Genomic DNA, 19,601 nt, shown 5'->3' with positions numbered 1-19,601 from the left:
GCACCTTATACGGTAGTAATTTACAATAAATTCATGTAGCCATTTCGAATTTAGTCATTTCAGTGTTGGCTACTTGGATGACACCACCTGCTATGCTGCAAATTGCAACGTTCGTACACTAAAGTATAGTGTGTTACTAACGAAGGCAAACAAATATCTGCTTTATGAAAACGTTAATATTTTTCATTGAAATAATACATAAATACTAGAAAAACCTTGGCAGGTTATTCGCGTTTGATTATCATAGAGAATTATATAAATTAATAAATGATCTATGGCAAGTAACCCAGAAGAAAGAAATAGTGATAAACAAAAAGCGCTAGATAACGCAATAAGCCAGATTGAAAAAGCATTCGGTAAAGGTGCAATAATGAAGTTGAAGCAAAACCCTGTAGAAAAAATAGACACAATATCCACAGGATCAATTGCGCTTGATTCGGCTCTAGGTGTTGGAGGTCTGCCAAAAGGGCGTATAATTGAAATATTTGGCCCCGAGAGTTCTGGTAAAACCACTCTTGCCTTGCACGTGATTGCTGAAGCACAAAAAAAAGGAGGATCATGCGCATTTATCGATGCAGAACATGCATTGGATGTCTTATATGCTCGTAAACTTGGGGTAAGCACTGATGATTTAGTGATTTCACAACCAGACACTGGAGAGCAGGCGTTGCATATTGTTGAGTATTTAGTGTGTTCTGGTGCGGTTGATGTGATAGTTATTGACTCTGTCGCAGCATTAACTCCAAGAGCTGAAATTGAAGGTGATATGGGTGATCAACATATGGGGCTGCAAGCAAGGCTTCTAAGTCATGGGCTACGGAAACTAACCTCTGCCGTTTCAAAAGCGAACTGTATATTGATATTTATTAATCAAATTCGTATGAAAATAGGAGTAGTGTATGGAAATCCTGAAACTACCACGGGTGGAAATGCATTAAAATTCTATACTTCTGTAAGGCTTGATATAAGAAAAGTTGGTGTAATAAAAGACAAAGAAAATATTACAGGTAATGAAACAAGAGTTAAAGTTGTAAAAAATAAAGTTGCTCCTCCATTTAGAGAAGCGAAATTTGATATAATGTACAATGAAGGTATATCAAAACTCGGAGAAATAATAGATATGGGAGCAAAGCTTGGTGTGCTTGAAAAAGCAGGCGCTTACTATTCATATAACAACACACGTCTTGGGCAAGGAAGAGAGAATGTAAAAACTTACCTAAAAACAAACAAAGAAGTCGCAAATGAAATAGAAACGAAAATCAGAGATTTACTCAGAAATCATGATAATTCTATCATAATAGACGAGGATAGTGAGCAACTTTTAGAAGAATCAGTTTTCTGATCTAAACTTAGGCATTAGATTTTGTGTTGGACGGGTTGTTACAGTATGACGGTAATTCTATGTGCTAATATAACAATCTGTAATGTTACCTTGTATCAAAAAGACTTTGCTGAAGCAGTTAAAAAAAGCTTTTCATGAGAAATTATAAATGATAAATTGTTAACAATAGGTTATTGTTAATAAGATTATGTGTTTTGGTTTACCTAATATAAACAGGGAAGGTTATTCATTTATAGTAGTTTCCTTTATAGTAACGTGTATAGCATTCTCTATATCTTGGGGGTTTGGCGTTACGTGCTTGTTTCCGACATTATTGTGTACTTATTTCTTTCGTGATCCAGCAAGAGCTGTGCCAAACAATAAGAATCTTATATTAAGTCCTGCTGATGGTGTGATTTCAAAAATTGAAGAAGTTAATTATCCTTTATCAGCAGAAAACGGAGAGGAGAAGAAGTTTACGCTTGTTAGCATATTTTTAAGTGTTTTGAACGTCCATGTGAACCGTATACCAATATCTGGTACGATAAAGGAAATGAGTTATAAAAAAGGCAAGTTTGTATCCGCAATGAGCAATAGGTCTGGTAATGAAAATGAAAAGCAGGTTATTGTAATTGAATACGAAAAGGGGAAAGAAATTATTGTGGAGCAAATAGCTGGATTAATTGCACGTCGTATCGTTTGTAATTTAGGAATATCCCAGAACGTAAAAGCAGGTGAAAGGTTTGGAATTATAAGGTTTGGCAGTAGAGTGAATATCTATGTTCCTGCTGATACAGAAGTCAGAGTTTCAGAAGGGCAAACTGTTATTGGTGGTGAAACAATTATAGCAAACTTAAATAAGGAAAACGTTCAAGAGAAGCTTACTTTTGACGTTATATGAATAACGATGGAAGTAACAGTAGATTCTTACCTATTACTAAATTATTCCCAAACTTTATAACTTTATTGGGTTTATGTTCTGGTCTCACTTCACTTAAATTTACATTTAATGAACAATGGGAATTCTCAGTAATTTTTATCATCATTGCAGCAATAATAGATGGAATGGATGGCAGAATAGCTAGAATTCTAAAATCAACTAGCGATTTTGGAGCCCAGCTTGATTCTTTTGCAGATTTTCTAAATTTTGGTGCAGCGCCTGCATTTCTTTTGTATTTTTGGAAGCTAAACGAAATCAAAGTCATAGGTTGGATTTTAGTAATGATATACGTAATCTGCATATCAATAAGACTTGCAAGATTTAATGTTTCGCTACACTCAGAACAACCATACTGGGAAAAATTTTTCTTTTCTGGTGTTCCAGCTCCAGTGTGTGCTTTACTTTCTTTGTTACCAATAATTATTACCTTTCAATCTCATGAGAGTGAATACTTACTTCTCATAGAGCGATTTTTTAACACAAGAAACGTAGCTTGTTACTTTCTGGCCATTTCATTTTTTTCGATAAGTCACATTCCAACTTTCTCTGCAAAATATATTTATATTCCCAAAAGCCTATCCTATATATTTGTGTCATTTTTTGGAGTACTTATTGTATTTTTCATCAGTAAGCCCTGGATGACTCTACCAATTTTAGGTATAGTGTATACACTTACTATTCCAATAAGCATCGGGTTTTACATATATTTTACATATAAAACTCGTTAGCTAACAAAAAATAGAAAACTGCATGATTTTGAAGATAAGTGAACTATTAAATTCATTTCTGTATATAAAGATATTCAACATTCCATTTATAATTATTTGGGTAATTGCAACTGGAATCTTTTGTACTGCCCAGTTCAAATTCATTAACTTTAGGTTACTTAAATATGGAATACAGACGCTATTCAATCTAAAGTGTAATAACAGCAACAATGGCATAATCACTCATATTCAAGCGTTTGCAACAGTAATTTCAGGAACAGTTGGTCTTGGAACAATATCAGGAGTTGCAATAGCTATCACAATAGGGGGCCCAAGTGCAGTTTTTTGGATGGTATAGCATTTCTCATAATAGTCCGAACAGGTCATAGGAAGGCAGAATCAACAGCACGACGAAAGGATTCGAATAGAGGAATGTTTTTCCTGGCTCTGTTTTTTATAGCAAACCAATGACGCTCAATTTTGTTGAAATCTGGAGAATAAGGCGGCAGATACAAAATTTCTGCACCAACCCCTTTAGCAAGCTCGATAATCTTATCAGACTTATGAAAAGTAGCATTGTCAAGAATGACAGTCTGTCCAGGTTCCAAGATCGGTGTCAAAAATTGCTCAAACCATCCATTAAAAACATCCATATTACAGTGGCCTTCAAAGGTTAACGGAACAACTATCTTTCTTCCACTTAAGGCTGCAACCATACTGATTCGTTGAGTTTTCTTTCCAGATTTTAAGGCATAAAACCGCTGTCCTTTCTGGCAATATCCGTAGGGGTAGTCTTCGGTGTTATCAATGCCAGACTCATCTATATACACTAAGTTTTTAGGTTCTTTTGTCGCTATAATTTTCAAAAATTCAGCACGTTTTTCTTCGTTTCTTTCCTTGTATCCATATGTCTTTTTTTGCGCGTAAATTCAATTTTTTTAAGGGCTCGATAGATCGTTTGGATACTAACGTTGTTCCAAAGTTTAGCCATTTCCGATAGAGTCTTTCCTCCGTGTTCTCTGGCAAATTTGGCAAAGGTATCCCAGTCGGTAATTTTGTGATTGTAACCCCCATTTCCAAGTTTTTTTGATTGAAAGTCTCCTGTTTCTTTTCTTCTTTGCTGCCACTCCCATAAAGTAGTTCGTCCAATCTTAAATCTTGCTGCCACTGTTTCTCTGCTTTCTCCTTCGTCTAGCGCTTCCATTGCTTTTTTTCTTAAATCATAACTATATGCTGCTGGCATTCAACCTCCTTATCATCATCTACCCTTATCCTATCACATCCGGACTTTTATGGAAAGAGCTCTAAGAGGTTGTCCGGAAACAAGTAAATTCAAGCATATTCCCTCTTTAACATAACCCTACTCATAGCTAGGTATATGAAATTCTCAGTGGATGTTGTGAGTAAATCATACTCCTTCGATAGCCTTCTATTCCTATTAACCCAAGCAAAAGTCCTTTCTACAACCCATCTTCTTGGCTGTACTTTAAACCCTTGTTCTCTTGTTGGTAGTAGCTCAGGTGGCGTATCTTTGTGCACCCAAAATCTACATGTAGGCCTTTTAACAATTTCAATATCTATGTCATATTCTTCCTTTATGTGATTCTTTAAATTTCTTCCTTGGTATCCCATGTCAGCCCACATTTTTTTAACTTTAGTATATTTTGTTCTCATATTGTTTAATGCTATTTTAATACCATCTCTATCATTTTCGTTAGCAGCGCCTACGTAACAACCTAGTATAAAACCCTGAGTGTCTGTAATTATATGCCTTTTTCTACCCTTTACTTTTTTACTTCCATCATAGCCTTTGATCCCCCCTTTTCTGTAGTCTTTACAGATTGACTATCTACTATACAGGCACTCGGCTGCTCATTCCTTCCTATTTTTCTTCTACTATATTTTGTAATTTCATAATTCATTTTCTCAAAAATTCCCTGCTTCTTCCATTGCCTGAACTGCTCATACACAGTCTTCCATAGCGGAAAATCATTTGGTAAATACCGCCATTGACACCCTGTACGCAATACATAGAAAATTGCTTCTAATATTTCTCTTTTGCTATACTTTGGCGGCCTTCCTCCTTTCTTGTATGATACTCTGAAGTGTTTTTCTATTCTTGCCCATTCCCTTTCGCTTAGATCTGTTGGATACTTTTTTCTCATCTTTACCCCGTACTAAAATTTCAGATATTATAGCCTTTTACTTGTTTCCGGACAACCTCTAACTATCCACATCTAAAAAATATGGTGGAAAACCTTAAGACTATAAAAGGTATAGGATATCTTACTGCTGTTGCTGTTGTCGCAGAAATGCCATCAGTTGATAACTTTGACAATGCTAAACAATTTACAGCTTTTGCTGGTCTAAATCCAGGACATTATCAATCGGGATCGTCAGTAAGTAAGAGAAGTTGCATATGCAAAATAGGATCTGAGCGTATTCGAAAAGCTCTTTATATGCCAGCTATAGTAGTCAAAAACCATAATAATCATTTTCAAAAGTTTTGTCAGCGTCTAGCAAGTAAAGGCAAATGTCCAAAAGTCATAGTTCTTGCGTTAATGCGAAAATTAATGCATGTCTTTTTTGGTATTCTTAAAAATAATCAACCATTTAATTGTAATTTTGTTGGATAATTTGTTTGACAGCAGAGACAGTATCTGGGATCTCGTTCCTTAACTTTATAGGTAAATTATTTCAAATTGTGTCTAGCTGCAAGTATAATAATTTCCATTTATAGATAAAGTATGTTGCAAATGTTATGCCAAAGAATATAATAAAATCTATATCAAATATTTTACAAGAAAAAGTGGTGGTAGAGGCAAAAGTGAACACTAATAAGAACCAATTTAAGGAAAGCGCGTGCTAGAGCTTGAAAAAGCAGCAAGAATAAAAATATTATTGAAAGGTTAAATGGCGTATGATATAATATATATAGTGTAAAAATGTAAATAATTTTATTGACATCTTTACATTAATAGTTCTTAAATATTTAGTACTGTAGAATTAAATTATTAAGTTTTATGAAGGAAGTAAAAATGGTGGAAAGCTTTTCATGTAACAACAAAGGCAGTAATTTTATTGAGGAGGCAAAAATAATGGAAAATTTTTCAGATAATAACGGAAACGGTAGCTCAATCTTCCAAGGAAAAATCAGGGAGCAAGATTTCTCTGCAGAGCAGAAGTTAAATGAACTAAAAGCAGCCATAGAGGAGCCCACCAGACAAGATTTGCTCAGGAGGCTCGAGTGTGAGCGTCAGGCTTTTAGTTGTATCGATGAAATCCCATCTCAAGCAGAGCTACATATCGGAGAAGGTGATGATGAGGATTACTTCACTGGTGAAAAAGGAAGAGTACTCGGAGATTTCTGGAATTTCTTTGAAGCTCTCTTTAACCTTTTTGAAGTAAATGTAGATGATCCGAAAATCTACCAAATGCTCAAGGAGAAGAAAGAAAAAAATTGGCTTCTTTCGATAATTAAATTTATGCGTGACAAGCTTAAGGAGTTAATCAAGAAGATTTTTGCACGCGATTTAAGTTTCAATCAGAGGTTGGACAAAGAGATAAAAGAATTGCAGGAAAAATTAGGCAGTGGTGAGTTATCAGAAGAAGAGTTTGCAAGGGCGTTAGAAAGATTAACTGCATTGCAAGATCTGAAACTCAGGTTACAAATGGCCGTTGTCGGATGGATTGTTACAATGTTCGCAGAGATGTTTGGAGTTGAGTTGGCGGCTGCGGTAGCGGCATCTACAGAAAAAGAAGATAAAAAAGCAGAAAAAACATCATTAAAGGAAGAAGCAATTAAAGAAGTTCATAAAGACGTAGAAATCAAGGTAGATGAAAGAGAAAAGCCTAAAGTGCCAGTTTTCCTTTTTGAAATTTCACCAGGATTTGTAAGGCCAATTCCTCTGAGCAAACCAGAGCTTGATCTTTTGTCGAATTCTCTGAAAGATCGAGTGCCTTTTGTGCAAACACATGATAGAGGTAAGGAGGATATTGAGAATTTGCCAAAACAAGAAGTAAATAAAGAAGACAAAAAAGCGAAGCCGAAGAAAGGGGTGTGTCCACCTGATCCAAAGACTGCAACGAATACGACAGGGAAGGTACAAAATCGGAGAGTGCAAAGATGCGATAGTGATTGGCAAATAAGAAAAAACCTAGAGACCCACGGAAGCACTCCAAGCCGGCCTGCTCAAAGCTCTATTTCCAGCAAAGAAGCTTCGAATCAATCTGCTGAGAGTTCTATTCCTAGCGGAAGTGCTTCAGGACAATCTGCTCGGGAATCTGCTTCTAACAGAGAAGTCCCAGAGCAATCTAATCAAGCTAACAGAAGAGCTCCGAATCAATCTGTCAAAAGTTCTGTTGCTGATTATGAATACGATTTTACAGTTGGTGTTTGGAATGATGCTGAGAATGAAGGTTCTGTAAGTAATGCTCAGCCAGCAAGCGAATGTAGTAATGTAAAAGTTAATAATCATGTGGATTCAATGGGAAAGGCACCAGAAAGAGCACCATCAAGGGGATACTAGTGTAGCTTTAGATGACAAAAAGACTAGATCCCAGTGTCTGGGCACTGGGATGACACCCTTCTTAGTTGGGATGCCATTCTATGTTAGAATGGCTACTAAGGCGACAAGAAAAAGGAATTTTACTCTTTTTGGTACCTCTTTCTTGTCATTCCAGCGCGTGACGCTGGAATCTAGAAAACTGAATTTTATGAAAAAGAGTGAATAAAATTTTTTGAAAAAAAATATAAAAAAGTGCTTGCACTTAATTTTATTTTGAGTATATTAATTACATAATATTTTTACTGGAGGGCAATATGCCAAATGATAATGGTAAGGAAAGGTTCAAGGGAGAAAAAGAATGGGATGAGCGGAATGAGGGACCAGGTGGTGGACAATTGCTGGGAGTTAAAGGAGCAAGGCTTGATGATCATCGTGAAAAAGCCAAGGAGATAGAAGAAAGGAGGCGTCAGTCTGAGCAAAAAAATAATCCCGGTGGTCCTAGACGTTAAGTAAAGAGTAGCTGTTGTAATTTAAAAATGGGGAGGTTGGTATGCCTAATACAAAAACAGTAAGAGCATTGGTTAGTGCTTTTAATGTACATAATTATGCTCGTAATACAGTTAAAACTAATTTTACGCTGCAAAGCAGGTACGGGAAGGACTGTATCGTAGTCTCATTTGATAAAGGTATGGAGGATTATCAGTGTAGCAAATATCTTTACAATATAAAAAAGAAGATAGTAGGTGAGTTCTACGGTATTGAAGAAGGAGATACGGATGAGGTAGTGTTAAATACAGCCAAGTTAATTTTTGATGTTAAATCTTTTCCATTTAACGACTATAAAGGAGACTGGTCTGTAGGTAAACAAGGTAGGATTGAGTTTGTAGCACCTATAGATCAAGGTGTAATTTTTAATTTGAAGTCTCATTTGGCTTCTTCACTTGTAAAGGATGTTTTAGAAGATATGCCAACTTGTAGCATAGTTACTAACTCATTCAACAAGGAAAAATATTTGTGTCATTCTAAATTTCCTAATAAAAAATTACGCAAGGAATTTGAGCGTGAGTTTTTATCAAGGATGAGGGAAAGATATGAGAATGCTCCTAAGAACCCTCTGGAGGGTGGAGACAATAGTGTATATATCAGGGACGTTTTTGATGACGCTCGTTTTATTGATAGTGTAACACGGCGTGCCGCATGGCTTATAGGCCGTGATCTTCAAGCTGATAGCAAAAGTCGTAGTGATGTAAGGGCATTTAAAGATTTGATAATGGAAGTTCTTGATCCATCAACACGTGTGGTGACAAGTGCCTTTTTGTGTGCCTCTCCTTTGAATAGAGAGGAAACCTCAATTCTTATACCTGTTATACTAAGTAATAGAGGAACTAGGTTTTTAACAAAGGAAGAAGCACGTGATATAAATCATAAATTTAATAATCCTGTACTTGATGATATGAGTAATAAAACTCAAGCAACATTCAAAGTAAATGGAAGCAGTGGGGTATATGGCATAGACTTTTCTAATAAAGAAATTTCTCACTGTATGATAACTAAAATTATAGAAAGCTCTGTAATCAATGCAAAACATGAACTGTCCATTGACCATGAGCTTCCTCGAACGCTATTAGCTGAAGCATCACCGACACGGGAGTTTCCCGAGCGAAGTCGTGGTGAAGAGTTAGAGAAGCATCCCAGGCGAAGATCAAAAAAAGAGGAAGAAACAGGGAGGCTGTTTCGGGTGCTTCGGGAGGGGATAGGTCAGGCTAGTACTTCTTCTCAGCAAACGGACGATATGCCACGCAGGTCATACACGAGCAGATGTAGACGGAAACCGTTAATGTCACAACCGTCGATGCTTAGAGAACTTTCATTATCGGAAGGTGATTATGAAAGTATGCTAATAGAGATTCGGGATCAGAAAATGACCTGTAGATCATCATCGATTCCTTCTCCTATAGCATGGAATGATTCAATGTCCTTAAATTCTGGGATTTCTGAAGATTCTCCAAAAGATACGGCGAACATTTGTAATAAGGAACCTGAAAAACAGCAAGTTACTAAGGAAAAGGAAGAAGAAAAGTTGTTTAAAGCATTGCTTTATTGGTTTAACTTAAATAATTATGCTTTGGATCCTCCTCATACTAACTTTATTGTAAAAAATGGGAAGATTGCTAGTTTAATTGATGATAGTGTTGATGTAAAAGAGTATTTAGAGGAGATAATAGATAAAACGAAAGAAGAGTATCGTGTCAATAAGAAAGAAGCCTGTGATCTCAATGAGTTTCCATTTAAATTTCTTTCTAGTTGTGAGGAAAACCAAGAAACAACAGTTGTTGCTAATATAAGTCGTGGTGCCTTACTTAACTTAAAAGAACTTTTTAGTCGGGAGCATGAGGGAAAAGTAGAAATAAAAGATATCGACATTAACATCGTCGAAAAGGCAGTGAAATCTGAAAAGGACAAATGGGTAAATTTTCAGGTGCAAGAACATGGGTTATCCCCTAAAAAAGCAATTAACACCTGTTATCCCGATGAAAGCGTATTAGAATATATTTCAATTACAAAAGACAAAGGTGGATACTGGATTAACCGTGATTATGATGGTTCGGAAGTAGAGTCGTTTAGGAAAGAGCAATGGCCTGCTAAAGGTACTAGAAATACTACTACTACCTTTAAAAAGATAGAGGAGAGTAAAAAGGATGACAGCAGCAGCGGTTACTCTTCCGGGTTCGTAACTGATGCTGAAAACGTAAGCTCTAAAGCTGAGGCAACAACAAGTGGTTATGAGTCTATGGATTGTGAGAATACTGGAGAAAGATTGCCAAAACGTAAGTCTCCAGAACCTTTAGCTGGAAGTAGTACAAGAAAATCTCCGAAAAGAGATTCTTTACCACTTTCAAGGCTGGAGTCGTTAAGTTTGAGTAGTTCCTCTCATCAAATAGGTAAGTGTTAGGCTTATTAATTTCACTGCTCTCAGCCACCCAAGTTCTCTAATTGCATGAAAGTCAATAATAATTTTTTGTATCATGAAAAATATTTTTTGATGTAAAATTCAGCTCTAATACAACCTTTTATTTACTATCGTATTATCTTATTCAATCAAAAGGGGTTTTATTGGCAATAAAAACACCAGCACTAAATTTCTAATTAATCCCTTTTAAATTATGCAGCCAATGAATATGTGGATAAATACGCCACACACATTTAAAGTATTTATCCACATATTCATTAAGCTTATAAAAACTAAGGTATCATTCTTTCCCTCCATAGTCTTAATATAAGTTAAAATAGCATGCTTCCATGGTTCTCTCCGCGGTCTGATATGGCTAATTTGTATTTTAGCCAAGCCGCACTATACTTGTTAGGCGGAAGTGGACGGCAACATGTGTCTTACGAAGTCTATGCTTCAACCTAGGATCTTGCTTATCCCTTCCATCGGCATTGCTATCTTTACTTTACATCAAATTATCTACTTTTTGCATTTATTGATAACAAAATTCTGTTTTACTAACCAATATCCTATGCATAATTACAGACAACTTCCGCGCTACGGCAACAATTGCTTTCTTCATACCCTTCTTTTTTGCAAGCCTCAATCCCCAGCTTCTCAATTTAAATTTCCTTTTACATTTTACCAGTAAGACTTGTGCTGCTTCGTACAACACATTCCTACATTCTACTGGTCCCATTTTTGATATACTTCCATGCCGATCAATCTCTCCAGAAGCGTACTGTCTTGGGCTCAATCCCATATAGGCTCCAACTGCATAAGATGTTTCAAACCTATATGCATCATCTATCGCAGCTTTGTATGTCATTGCTACTATAATACCAACTCCTGGAACAGTAGTTAATAATTTACAATCCTCATCTTTTTTACCTTGCTCTGAGAGCATTTTGTCAAGTTTTCTTATCGATTCTTCTATTGTTTCTAAGCTATGTACTAATACTTCAATTGAGTTCTTGCTAATTTCATCTAGCTCATTAATTATTTCTTGCACTTTTAAAACGAAACTTGTAGATCTGGCACGCTGATCAATTTTTATCCCGTATATTTTTAATAATCCTCTTATTGTTCCCTCAATTTTCCCTCTGCTACGTGTTAATTGTCTTCTGCTTCCAAGCATTATTTTAATCTGACAAGCTTCATCTGACTTTACTAATACCTCTTTAAATAGCCCAACTCTCATCATTTGTGCTATACCTCTTGCATCATTTTTATCATTCTTATTGATTCTTGCAGACAATGCTGCTGCCATATGCCTTGCATCTACACAAGTTACTGGCAATCCAAATCTCCTCAATTCTTTGCACATTGATATTGATAGTTGTCCACTTTCTATCCCTATTGCTTCATATTTTTTGCTTTGACTAAGCAAATACTCCGCTATTGTACTGCTTTCACTTACAATAACTTCTTCTTTAACAATTTTTCCTTTCTCATCAATGATACTGATAAAAGTTTCCTTGAGTGAGACATCTAATCCACTATAATATTTCATGAGGCTGCTCCTACTGTAAAAGTTTAAATTATTTTTGAAGAACTAATTCTATTGAACTTGTTACTTCGTGCTAAAATAATGGAGTATGTCTCTCCATCATTCAATAGCAATTACAGTATGTGTTTTATTAGGGTTGGGGCCAAAGCCCCTGACCCTGGGGATGCTGTCGGTGGTTTTTCTTGTCCATTGTAAATATTGTACCGTACTGTCCACTTGATCATCATAACGGGCTTCTGGGAACATTAAAATCTCATACTCAAAATCATTGAGCCATATTGCTTGCTGTGGCAGAAAAACCCTGCCAGACTCTATCACCGGAACAATTTGATAAAATCGAGTGAGTTTGTCATTGTGTGGAATTATTTCGATAATGGGTAGATCACTGTTTGCTTTTAGCTCTTGTGTTAATTGCTGACCACTTGTTTTTGCTTCAATCAAAATTGCGTGTGGCGTCCATCTTGCAGCTAGTGACAGAACTTGCTCTTTAAGCTTTGGGTACTCAAGCTTTGCTCGATATACATCAAGTAAATAGAATTTATTATCTATTTTTGCCCAGGTGGTGCAGACGTTAAAGTCGCTGGAATCGTTTGTTGAAACTGCAGTGTTCCAGCTTTGAGTTACATGTGAGAGATTATCAGGGAAATTTTTATAGCGCTTTAGCCACTCTTGTTTTATTATACCACTTGAAAGCGGCAGGGGGGTTTGTTGATATTGAGCAGCAAAAGCGTAACTCCCGAGTTCAACTTTTATCATCTCAACTTCTTCTCTTCCTCCCTCCAGGGGATATAATAACTCATTCTCTTCTCTTGAGTATAATACTCTTGCAGGTAGTGTCATTCCAGCACTTGATGCTGGAATCCAGTCTTTTGCGGTTGAATTTTCTGGATCCCAGTGTCTGGGCACTGGGATGACAGGAGGGGGGGTTGGAATGACACCAGTATGGTTATTAATTGAATAAATAACCTCCTTATTTTCAGAAATCATTGGCAAACAAATGTGATGCCATATGTTTTTTGGCTTGGATAAGAGGTGCCCAGTTAAGTCTTCCAGGTGGAGCCTATGCATCACAAGCACAATTACTCCTTTTTTTCTATCGTTGAGTCTCGTTACTAAAGTCTGATCGAACCAGTTTGTGGCACGTTTTCTAAATGTTTCACTCAAAGCTTGAGCAGGGTTAAGCGGATCATCCACAATAATAAAGTCACCACCTTCACCGGTTAATGTTCCTCCAACTGATGTTGCGATTCTAAATCCTCTCTGCACTGTTTGGAATTTATATTTAGTGTTCTGGTCTTTGGATAGTTCTACTTCTGGAAATAGCTTTTTATACCAATCAGATTGCATTATGCACCTCGTATCAAGCGAATGTTTTTCACTAAGCAACTTAGAATAACTTGCAACTATTATTCTTGCAGTTGGCTGATTTCCCAGTATCCATGCGGGCCACGCAACACTCATACATATGGACTTCATTGAACGCGGAGGCATATTGAATATTATGCGCCTTACTTCGCCAGCATTCGCTGCTTCCAGCCTGTCTGCTATGACTTTTATGTACTGATAATCATTATACTCACATCCCGGCACCACTGTTTGAAAGCACAGTTCAATGAATTTTAGAAAGTTCATGTTAGACCTCCTATAGTATCACCCAAGTAACCCCTATGGTGTTATCCAAGTGGCCGACACTGGTTCCTTTATGACGGCGTCATGCAAGTAGCTGACACTGGAATGACATCCTTTGATTTTTTATATGGTTATGCAAGAAATCTAGTGTAGATTTTTATTTATTTTATAAGATTGAAGTGTTACAGTAGCGAGCTTACAACACTACTGTTTTGTAAATTTAGTGAATAAAATTACTTCTTCAACTTTATCGAAGTAAAGAATTGATTTCCATTGCGGTAAATGAGCAACATTATTGAATCTTTACCGTTTTTCTTTACTGCTGAATCAACTTGTTTTTGAAAATCATTAGTATTTTCTATATCGGTTCCATCTAATTGGATAATAATGTCTCCTTTTTTAATACCACGCAACGTGGCATTACTGTTACTATCTACATTGGTAACTATCACACCTTTTGTAGGTACATTATTTTTACTTTCTTTTGATTCTTTTGGCAGATTTGAAACAGTTAAACCGGTTACATAATCAGATGTTGATTTATTTTCTTCTTGATTGTTATCTTGGCCATCATTTGTAGATTCTCCGATCACAACTTTAATATTAACCTCTTTGCTCTTTCTAAGTAACTTAACTTGCACTTTTTTCTCAGGTCCAGCTCTTGAAACCATTTGAGGTAATTGTGTCATTCTATCGATTTTTTTACCGTCAAATTCTAATAATATATCACCTACTTTAATCCCACCTTTTTCTGCAGGACTATCCTTTACTATACTTGCAACCAATGCGCCTTTTATATCTTTTAAACCCAAGGACTCAGCAAATTCTTTCGTTATAGGCTGAACTTGCACACCAAGCCAACCATGTTTTATTTTTTTGCCACTTTTTAATGTGTCAATAATTGACATAGCTAAATTAGATGGTATGGCAAAACCTATACCCACGTTGCCGCCAGACTCAGATGGAGAATAGATAGCAGTATTAATACCTATAACTTTTCCATTTAAATCAAATAACGGTCCTCCAGAGTTACCCCTATTAATTGCAGCATCAGTTTGAATAAATTCATTCATAGTGCCAATACTAATGTCCCTGGACCTTGCAGATATAATTCCTGTGCTTACAGAGCCACCCAAACCAAATGGGTTACCTATTGCCATAACCGTATCACCAACCCTTGCTTTATCAGAATCACCAAATGCAACAGAAGAAAGATCTTTATCAGAATTAATCTTAAGCACAGCAAGATCAGTTCTTGCATCATAGCCTAAAACTTCTGCTTTGAAATAAGTATTATCGTTCATAGTAACTGTGATATCTTTGGCGTTTTTAATAACGTGATAATTGGTTACTATAGTTCCACCTTTATCTATAATAAACCCAGAACCAAGCAACACCACCTCTTTGTTAACACTAGGGCCCCTATCCATAAAAAACTGATCAAAATGCTCAAAAAACTCTCTAAAATCATCAAAAAAATTATTTCCTGGCATAGATGGAACTCTAGTTCTGCTGTTATTTTCTTGTTTGATTATTTGTTCGCTTGAAATATTTACAACCGCAGGAATGAGTTCTTCCACTAGATCGGCAAGTCCTTGATTACAGTTACATCCAGTAGTGCTAGCATTAACAACTTTTTTTGCGTTCCAGTCGAACACATTAGCGTATGAAGAGAATGAAATCAAAAAACATGCAAATATAGATAAAATAATTTTCATAGACTATTTCCACCCCTTATTTAAAATATCTAAAAAGTTATTGTTTGGTGAAAGTACAAATTTAGTATTATTTTCGGCAAATGATTTACTGTAAGCGCTCATAGAGCGATAAAAGTTAAAGAACTCTTCATCAACCTTAAATGCCTCATTATAAATTCTAGTTGCTTCAGCATAACCACGGCCCCTTATTTCGTACGATTCTTTTACTGCACTGGAGATAATTTCCCTTTTTAATTTATCAGCTTTTGATCTAACTTCCTGCCCAGCTTGCTCTCCTTCTGCTCTAATTTCTTTTGCTTCTTTTTCCCTTTCAGTTTGCATACGGCGAAATATTGCAGAACTATTTTCTTCTGGTAAATCTGCTCTCTTAATTCTTACATCTATTATTTCTATGCCAAATTTTTCAGCTTCAGAATAAACTCCACGCTGAATCAATTGCATAACCTCTGATCTTTTTTCATTCAACAAGCTAATCAACGAAAATCTGCCTATATTTTCTCTTATGTGAGCTTCTATAACCGGATATAATCTTCTAACCAGACCTGATTCATTCCTCACAGCCTGGTAAAAAGTAACAGGATTTGTTATTTTATATTTTGCATACGCATCTACTATAATACGTTTTTGATCCGCTGTTATCACTTCCCTTGGGATCTTATCAGGACTTAAATCTAAAACTCTTTTATCAAGAACCTCTACACTATTTATGAATGGCAACTTAAAATATAAGCCACTTTCCCTAACATCCCTTACAACTTTACCCAGTTGTATAACTATTGCTTGCTTTGTTTCTTGCACAACAAATATTGAATTAGGTAAAGCAATCAATAAAACAACAAATACAGAAACAAAAACAATTTTAATATTACTACTCATGGTTATTTTCCTAAATTTGTAAGAGGTAAATAAGAAAACATACCTTTCAGATCATCAGTTACAACAACTTTGTCTACCTTACTGAAAATATTTTCCATAGTTTCAAGATAAATACGATTCTTAACGAGAGAAGGATTCTGTCTATATTCCTCATAAAGAGATAAAAAGCGATTTGCATTACCTTTTGCTTCATTTATTATTTCATTTTCATATGCTTGTGCATCTAATTTTATCTTTATCGCTTCACCCTTTGCTCGAGGTATAATATCATTATTATAAGCATATGCTTCGTTTATAGTACGCTCTTTGTCTGCACGAGCACTTTGTACATCTCTAAACGAACTGATTACTTTTTCTGGTGGATCAATTTTTTTCATTTGAACAGATAAAATCTCTATACCCATTTGGTATCCATCAAGAATCTGCTGCAATAGAATTCTAGTATCTCTAGAAATTTCTGGTCTGCCTTGACCAAGTGCAAAAGAGATCGTATTTTTACCTATTATTTCTCTCATGGCACTTTCAGCAGCATTTTTAACACTGAAACCGGGTTTGTAATCCCGCACTTTGAATAAATAGTCCTTAGCATCTCTAACGCGCCATTGAACCTCGAAGTTAACGTTGACTATATTTTCATCTCCAGTTAGCATCACGCCTTCACCGCGATCTGTATCTCGCCCATAAGAACTACTTACCCCAATTTCTTCACGATTTACTTCCTTAACGTTCACTTTAAAAACCTTGCCAATAGGGTAGGGGAAGTGATAACGCAAACCAGGTGTTTCTGTATTAGAATATTTACCAAAGGTAAGTTCTATACTTTCTTCACTAGGATGGACAATATAAAAGCCAGTGCAAGCATAGAACAGCAAAATAATGAAAATGATGAAATAAGGTTTTTTGCCCCTGTTTCTGGTTAATCCATTAAGAAAGAACCTTATATCAGATACAGCTTTACTTAAAATATCTTCATTATTAGGAGTTTTGTTCCCTACCGGTTTCTTTCCCAGATTCCAAGGATTATTATCATCAAACATAATGATTGATTCTATAATTAATACGCTAATATTACTTCTTTAATAAGAAAATGCAAACATAAATTGCTATTTTATTTACAAATTAATCATCAGGATGGAAAACATGATCGTACACTTCCTTTTCTCTATGTAATATGGTCGACTCTATGGAATTTTCTGGCTTTTTTTTGAATTCTTTGTTGTCACTCTTTAAGTGCACTACGTCTTTGTGAAAATGGGAATTATACCTAAATAGTAAAGCTATTATTATTAAAGTTATAACAGCCAAAAAGATGAGTGTTCTTTTTCTATACTTCATAAATGCTGCAGCTTCTTGACCTAATTTTCTATGTTACCACAAAACACGTCAAGCGAAATTATTTGAAGACAAATAAATACTGGCAATCAATTTAACACTAACTTAAGAATCAAGGAATACAATTATAATATATTTAATTAATAGTGAGGTTTAAAATGTTACATAATGAAAAAAATTCAAATTCTGTTGGAACTCAACAAAACCAACCAGAAGATAGTTTTGATTTGAATAAAACGATGCAAAATCTACCAAATTCAGATATTGCTAATGATCCCAAGAAGCTAAAAGAAAGAATTACTGACCTGTTAAAAGGGGATACAAAATTCTCTAAGATGAAACAAGGAGATAAGATTCTTGTAGTAAGTGCAGCAAGTGGATTATTTACGGCAGTACTACCACTTTTGGCAGTTGGTGCAACACTTGCTATACCAGGTGCTATAGTTGGTCTTGCTTTATATTTCGCTGTAAAAGTCGCTGTAAAAACAGTTCAATCTGGATATAAAGGGCTCAAGTGGTCAGCAGAAAAAACAGTTGATGGGGCGAAATATACTGCTGGGAAAGTTAAGGACGCATCAACATACGCTGCCGGAAAAGTTAGAGATGGTGCTGTGCATGTTAAAGATAAGGTGAAAGAAGGTTATGAACATTCAGTAGATTCACTGAAAAAAGGCGCTAGTTTTGTAGGCGAAGGAGTGGCAAATAAGTTCCATAAGGCATCTGGTGAGACGGACTATTTAGATAAGGTAAAAAGGTTTACTCCAGATGCAATTAAGAAATCTGACGAAATAAGAAATGATATGAAAGCAATTTTTGCTGATAAAGGAAATAATTCTGGGTTAGTGAAAAATGTACTTTCTGGAATATCGTCAGAAATTGATTTAAAAATGGCAGAGAAGGCAAAATCAGGGGGGATTGAACATACTTCTGGATGGCAAGTACAGAAAAAATTCATTAATAATTTAAATGAAAAAAGCTTGCATAACTTGTTAACACAAAGGTCATTACCTAAAGGTTGTTATTTCATCGACAGTGTTTTCTCTGAACATTACGATGAAATTAAGAAGGTTATTAAAGAATGTAGAGAAAATCATTTGTACTCAAGCGTAAGCAATATGTTTGACAGAGCAGAGAAAAAAGCTAACAGGCCTTCTGTCAAAAGTTTAACTAGGTCTGTGTCATCATCATTCTCTTCACTGGGAAGAAAAGGCTCTGAACAATCTAACAGCTTGTCAAAAAGCAATTCACTAAATTCTATAGGAACTGAAAGTACTGCTACTGTCTCTGATTCAGATTCTCAGAACTTTGCAACAGTCCGTAGAAGCAATTCATCTAGTAGCTTAACTCCTAAGCTTACTCCAGTTGCTCCACCAGAACTACCTAGAAGCGCCTCATTGACTAACTTAAATGGACAAAGTTCTTTCAGTGAAGATGTTCTCAGTGATCCTATTGTGGAGCAAAACCTGGATAGTTTGAGTAACAGAACTCTCACTCACAGTAATTCTACTGATAGTGGAATGGGTTCTGGTTCTTCTACGCTAACAAGAAAACAAGTTCTTCCTTTAAAAGAAGAATTTGACAGAGAACTCGAAGAAAAGTTGGCAAAACGACGCGCATCTCTAGATCAACCTAGTGCAGAACCTGTCAACTCAAGAGCTACAGCAACTCCAGGAACAGTGTAATAAGTAAAACTTCTACCTTCTCCAAAAGGATGTTACTCAATGAGTAACGTCCTTTTTTTGTTTTTAAACTATAGAAAAATCCTAGATCCCAGCGGTATGCGTACAACCGTATGAACATTGTGATTTCTCTGCTAGGAAAGGTGTCATCCGAGTAGCTGACACTGGGATCCAGGAAAGTTTGCTTGTAAACAAGCAAACTAGCATAGAAAGTGGTTACAACGTTTTCGATGAGATTATATGGAAAACTGGATTCCAGTGTCAAGCACTGGAATGACATCACAGGGGCACTGGGATGACACCTTTACGTTTGAGGCAAACTAGCTATAACACTTAACATACTACCTTTGCAAACAAATGTTCATACAGTACGCGCTGGCGTTATTTTCTCT

The 19,601-nt window shown here is 35.9% G+C and carries 13 protein-coding genes and 3 pseudogenes; 9 read left to right on the top strand and 7 right to left on the bottom strand.

What is annotated here, in order from left to right; all coding sequences use genetic code 11:
- Positions 1 to 274 precede the first annotated feature (274 nt).
- From recA to OPR52_RS02795, 4 genes and pseudogenes are all read left to right on the top strand, one after another.
- The gene (gene recA / locus OPR52_RS02810) at positions 275 to 1,342 is read left to right on the top strand and encodes a recombinase RecA (RefSeq protein WP_010963008.1); all 1,068 of its coding nucleotides are present in this window, start codon (positions 275 to 277) and stop codon (positions 1,340 to 1,342) included.
- A gap of 187 nt (positions 1,343 to 1,529) precedes the next feature.
- Positions 1,530 to 2,222 carry a phosphatidylserine decarboxylase gene (locus OPR52_RS02805; RefSeq protein ID WP_265038390.1) on the top strand — a complete coding sequence of 231 codons (693 nt, stop codon included), beginning with the start codon at positions 1,530 to 1,532 and terminating at the stop codon, positions 2,220 to 2,222.
- Positions 2,219 to 2,989: a CDP-alcohol phosphatidyltransferase family protein gene (locus tag OPR52_RS02800; protein WP_015589351.1), complete on the top strand. Its 771-nt coding sequence runs from the start codon at positions 2,219 to 2,221 to the stop codon at positions 2,987 to 2,989. The genes OPR52_RS02805 and OPR52_RS02800 overlap by 4 nt, the downstream gene beginning before the upstream one ends.
- 22 nt (positions 2,990 to 3,011) lie before the next feature.
- Positions 3,012 to 3,323 (top strand): annotated as a pseudogene (locus OPR52_RS02795) (alanine:cation symporter family protein); the annotation flags it as partial.
- Between the two features lie 28 nt (positions 3,324 to 3,351).
- Here OPR52_RS02795 and OPR52_RS02790 read toward each other — a convergent pair.
- A protein-coding gene (locus OPR52_RS02790; protein WP_265038389.1) for an IS630 family transposase occupies positions 3,352 to 4,211 on the bottom strand; the annotation gives its coding sequence in 2 pieces (ribosomal slippage) (positions 3,352 to 3,887 and positions 3,887 to 4,211; 861 coding nt in all).
- Between the two features lie 89 nt (positions 4,212 to 4,300).
- Positions 4,301 to 5,133 (bottom strand): annotated as a pseudogene (locus tag OPR52_RS02785) (IS5 family transposase).
- A gap of 57 nt (positions 5,134 to 5,190) precedes the next feature.
- On the opposite strand from OPR52_RS02785, the pseudogene OPR52_RS02780 reads away from it, so the two are divergent.
- The 4 genes and pseudogenes from OPR52_RS02780 to OPR52_RS02765 form a co-directional block, all read left to right on the top strand.
- Positions 5,191 to 5,604: pseudogene (locus OPR52_RS02780) on the top strand (transposase); the annotation flags it as partial.
- A gap of 387 nt (positions 5,605 to 5,991) precedes the next feature.
- Positions 5,992 to 7,497 (top strand): hypothetical protein, encoded by a 1,506-nt coding sequence (locus OPR52_RS02775; protein ID WP_320109387.1) that lies wholly within the window; start codon positions 5,992 to 5,994, stop codon positions 7,495 to 7,497.
- A 293-nt stretch (positions 7,498 to 7,790) separates the two neighbouring features.
- Complete coding sequence (locus tag OPR52_RS02770) at positions 7,791 to 7,985, top strand: hypothetical protein (RefSeq protein ID WP_264722905.1); 195 nt, start codon at positions 7,791 to 7,793, stop codon at positions 7,983 to 7,985.
- Between the two features lie 41 nt (positions 7,986 to 8,026).
- Positions 8,027 to 10,429, top strand: a complete 2,403-nt coding sequence (locus OPR52_RS02765) for a hypothetical protein (RefSeq protein ID WP_265038312.1) — start codon at positions 8,027 to 8,029, stop codon at positions 10,427 to 10,429.
- A gap of 529 nt (positions 10,430 to 10,958) precedes the next feature.
- Here OPR52_RS02765 and OPR52_RS02760 read toward each other — a convergent pair.
- From OPR52_RS02760 to hflK, 5 genes are all read right to left on the bottom strand, one after another.
- Positions 10,959 to 11,978 carry an IS110 family RNA-guided transposase gene (locus OPR52_RS02760; protein WP_265037747.1) on the bottom strand — a complete coding sequence of 340 codons (1,020 nt, stop codon included), beginning with the start codon at positions 11,976 to 11,978 and terminating at the stop codon, positions 10,959 to 10,961.
- 96 nt (positions 11,979 to 12,074) lie between these two features.
- Entirely contained in the window at positions 12,075 to 13,607 is a 1,533-nt protein-coding gene (gene terL, locus OPR52_RS02755; protein ID WP_265038388.1) for a phage terminase large subunit, read from the bottom strand.
- 230 nt (positions 13,608 to 13,837) lie between these two features.
- A complete protein-coding gene (locus tag OPR52_RS02750; RefSeq protein WP_264722909.1) occupies positions 13,838 to 15,322 on the bottom strand; it encodes a DegQ family serine endoprotease in 1,485 nt (494 codons plus the stop codon).
- Between the two features lie 3 nt (positions 15,323 to 15,325).
- Positions 15,326 to 16,198, bottom strand: a complete 873-nt coding sequence (gene hflC, locus OPR52_RS02745; RefSeq protein ID WP_265038387.1) for a protease modulator HflC — start codon at positions 16,196 to 16,198, stop codon at positions 15,326 to 15,328.
- Between the two features lie 2 nt (positions 16,199 to 16,200).
- The gene (gene hflK / locus OPR52_RS02740; RefSeq protein ID WP_010962866.1) at positions 16,201 to 17,235 is read right to left on the bottom strand and encodes an FtsH protease activity modulator HflK; all 1,035 of its coding nucleotides are present in this window, start codon (positions 17,233 to 17,235) and stop codon (positions 16,201 to 16,203) included.
- 453 nt (positions 17,236 to 17,688) lie between these two features.
- Here hflK and walE1 point away from each other — a divergent pair, with 453 nt between their 5' ends.
- Positions 17,689 to 19,212, top strand: coding sequence for an actin bundler (gene walE1 / locus OPR52_RS02735; protein WP_265038386.1), 1,524 nt, complete (start codon positions 17,689 to 17,691; stop codon positions 19,210 to 19,212).
- The last annotated feature ends 389 nt before the right edge of the window (positions 19,213 to 19,601 follow it).

Origin of the sequence: Wolbachia endosymbiont (group A) of Hylaeus communis, from assembly GCF_947251915.1 — a bacterium.
GTDB classification, from domain to species: Bacteria; Pseudomonadota; Alphaproteobacteria; order Rickettsiales; family Anaplasmataceae; genus Wolbachia; species Wolbachia pipientis.
The sequence above is the reverse complement of the archived record's forward strand: the minus strand, read 5'-3'. Positions and strand labels throughout refer to the sequence as shown.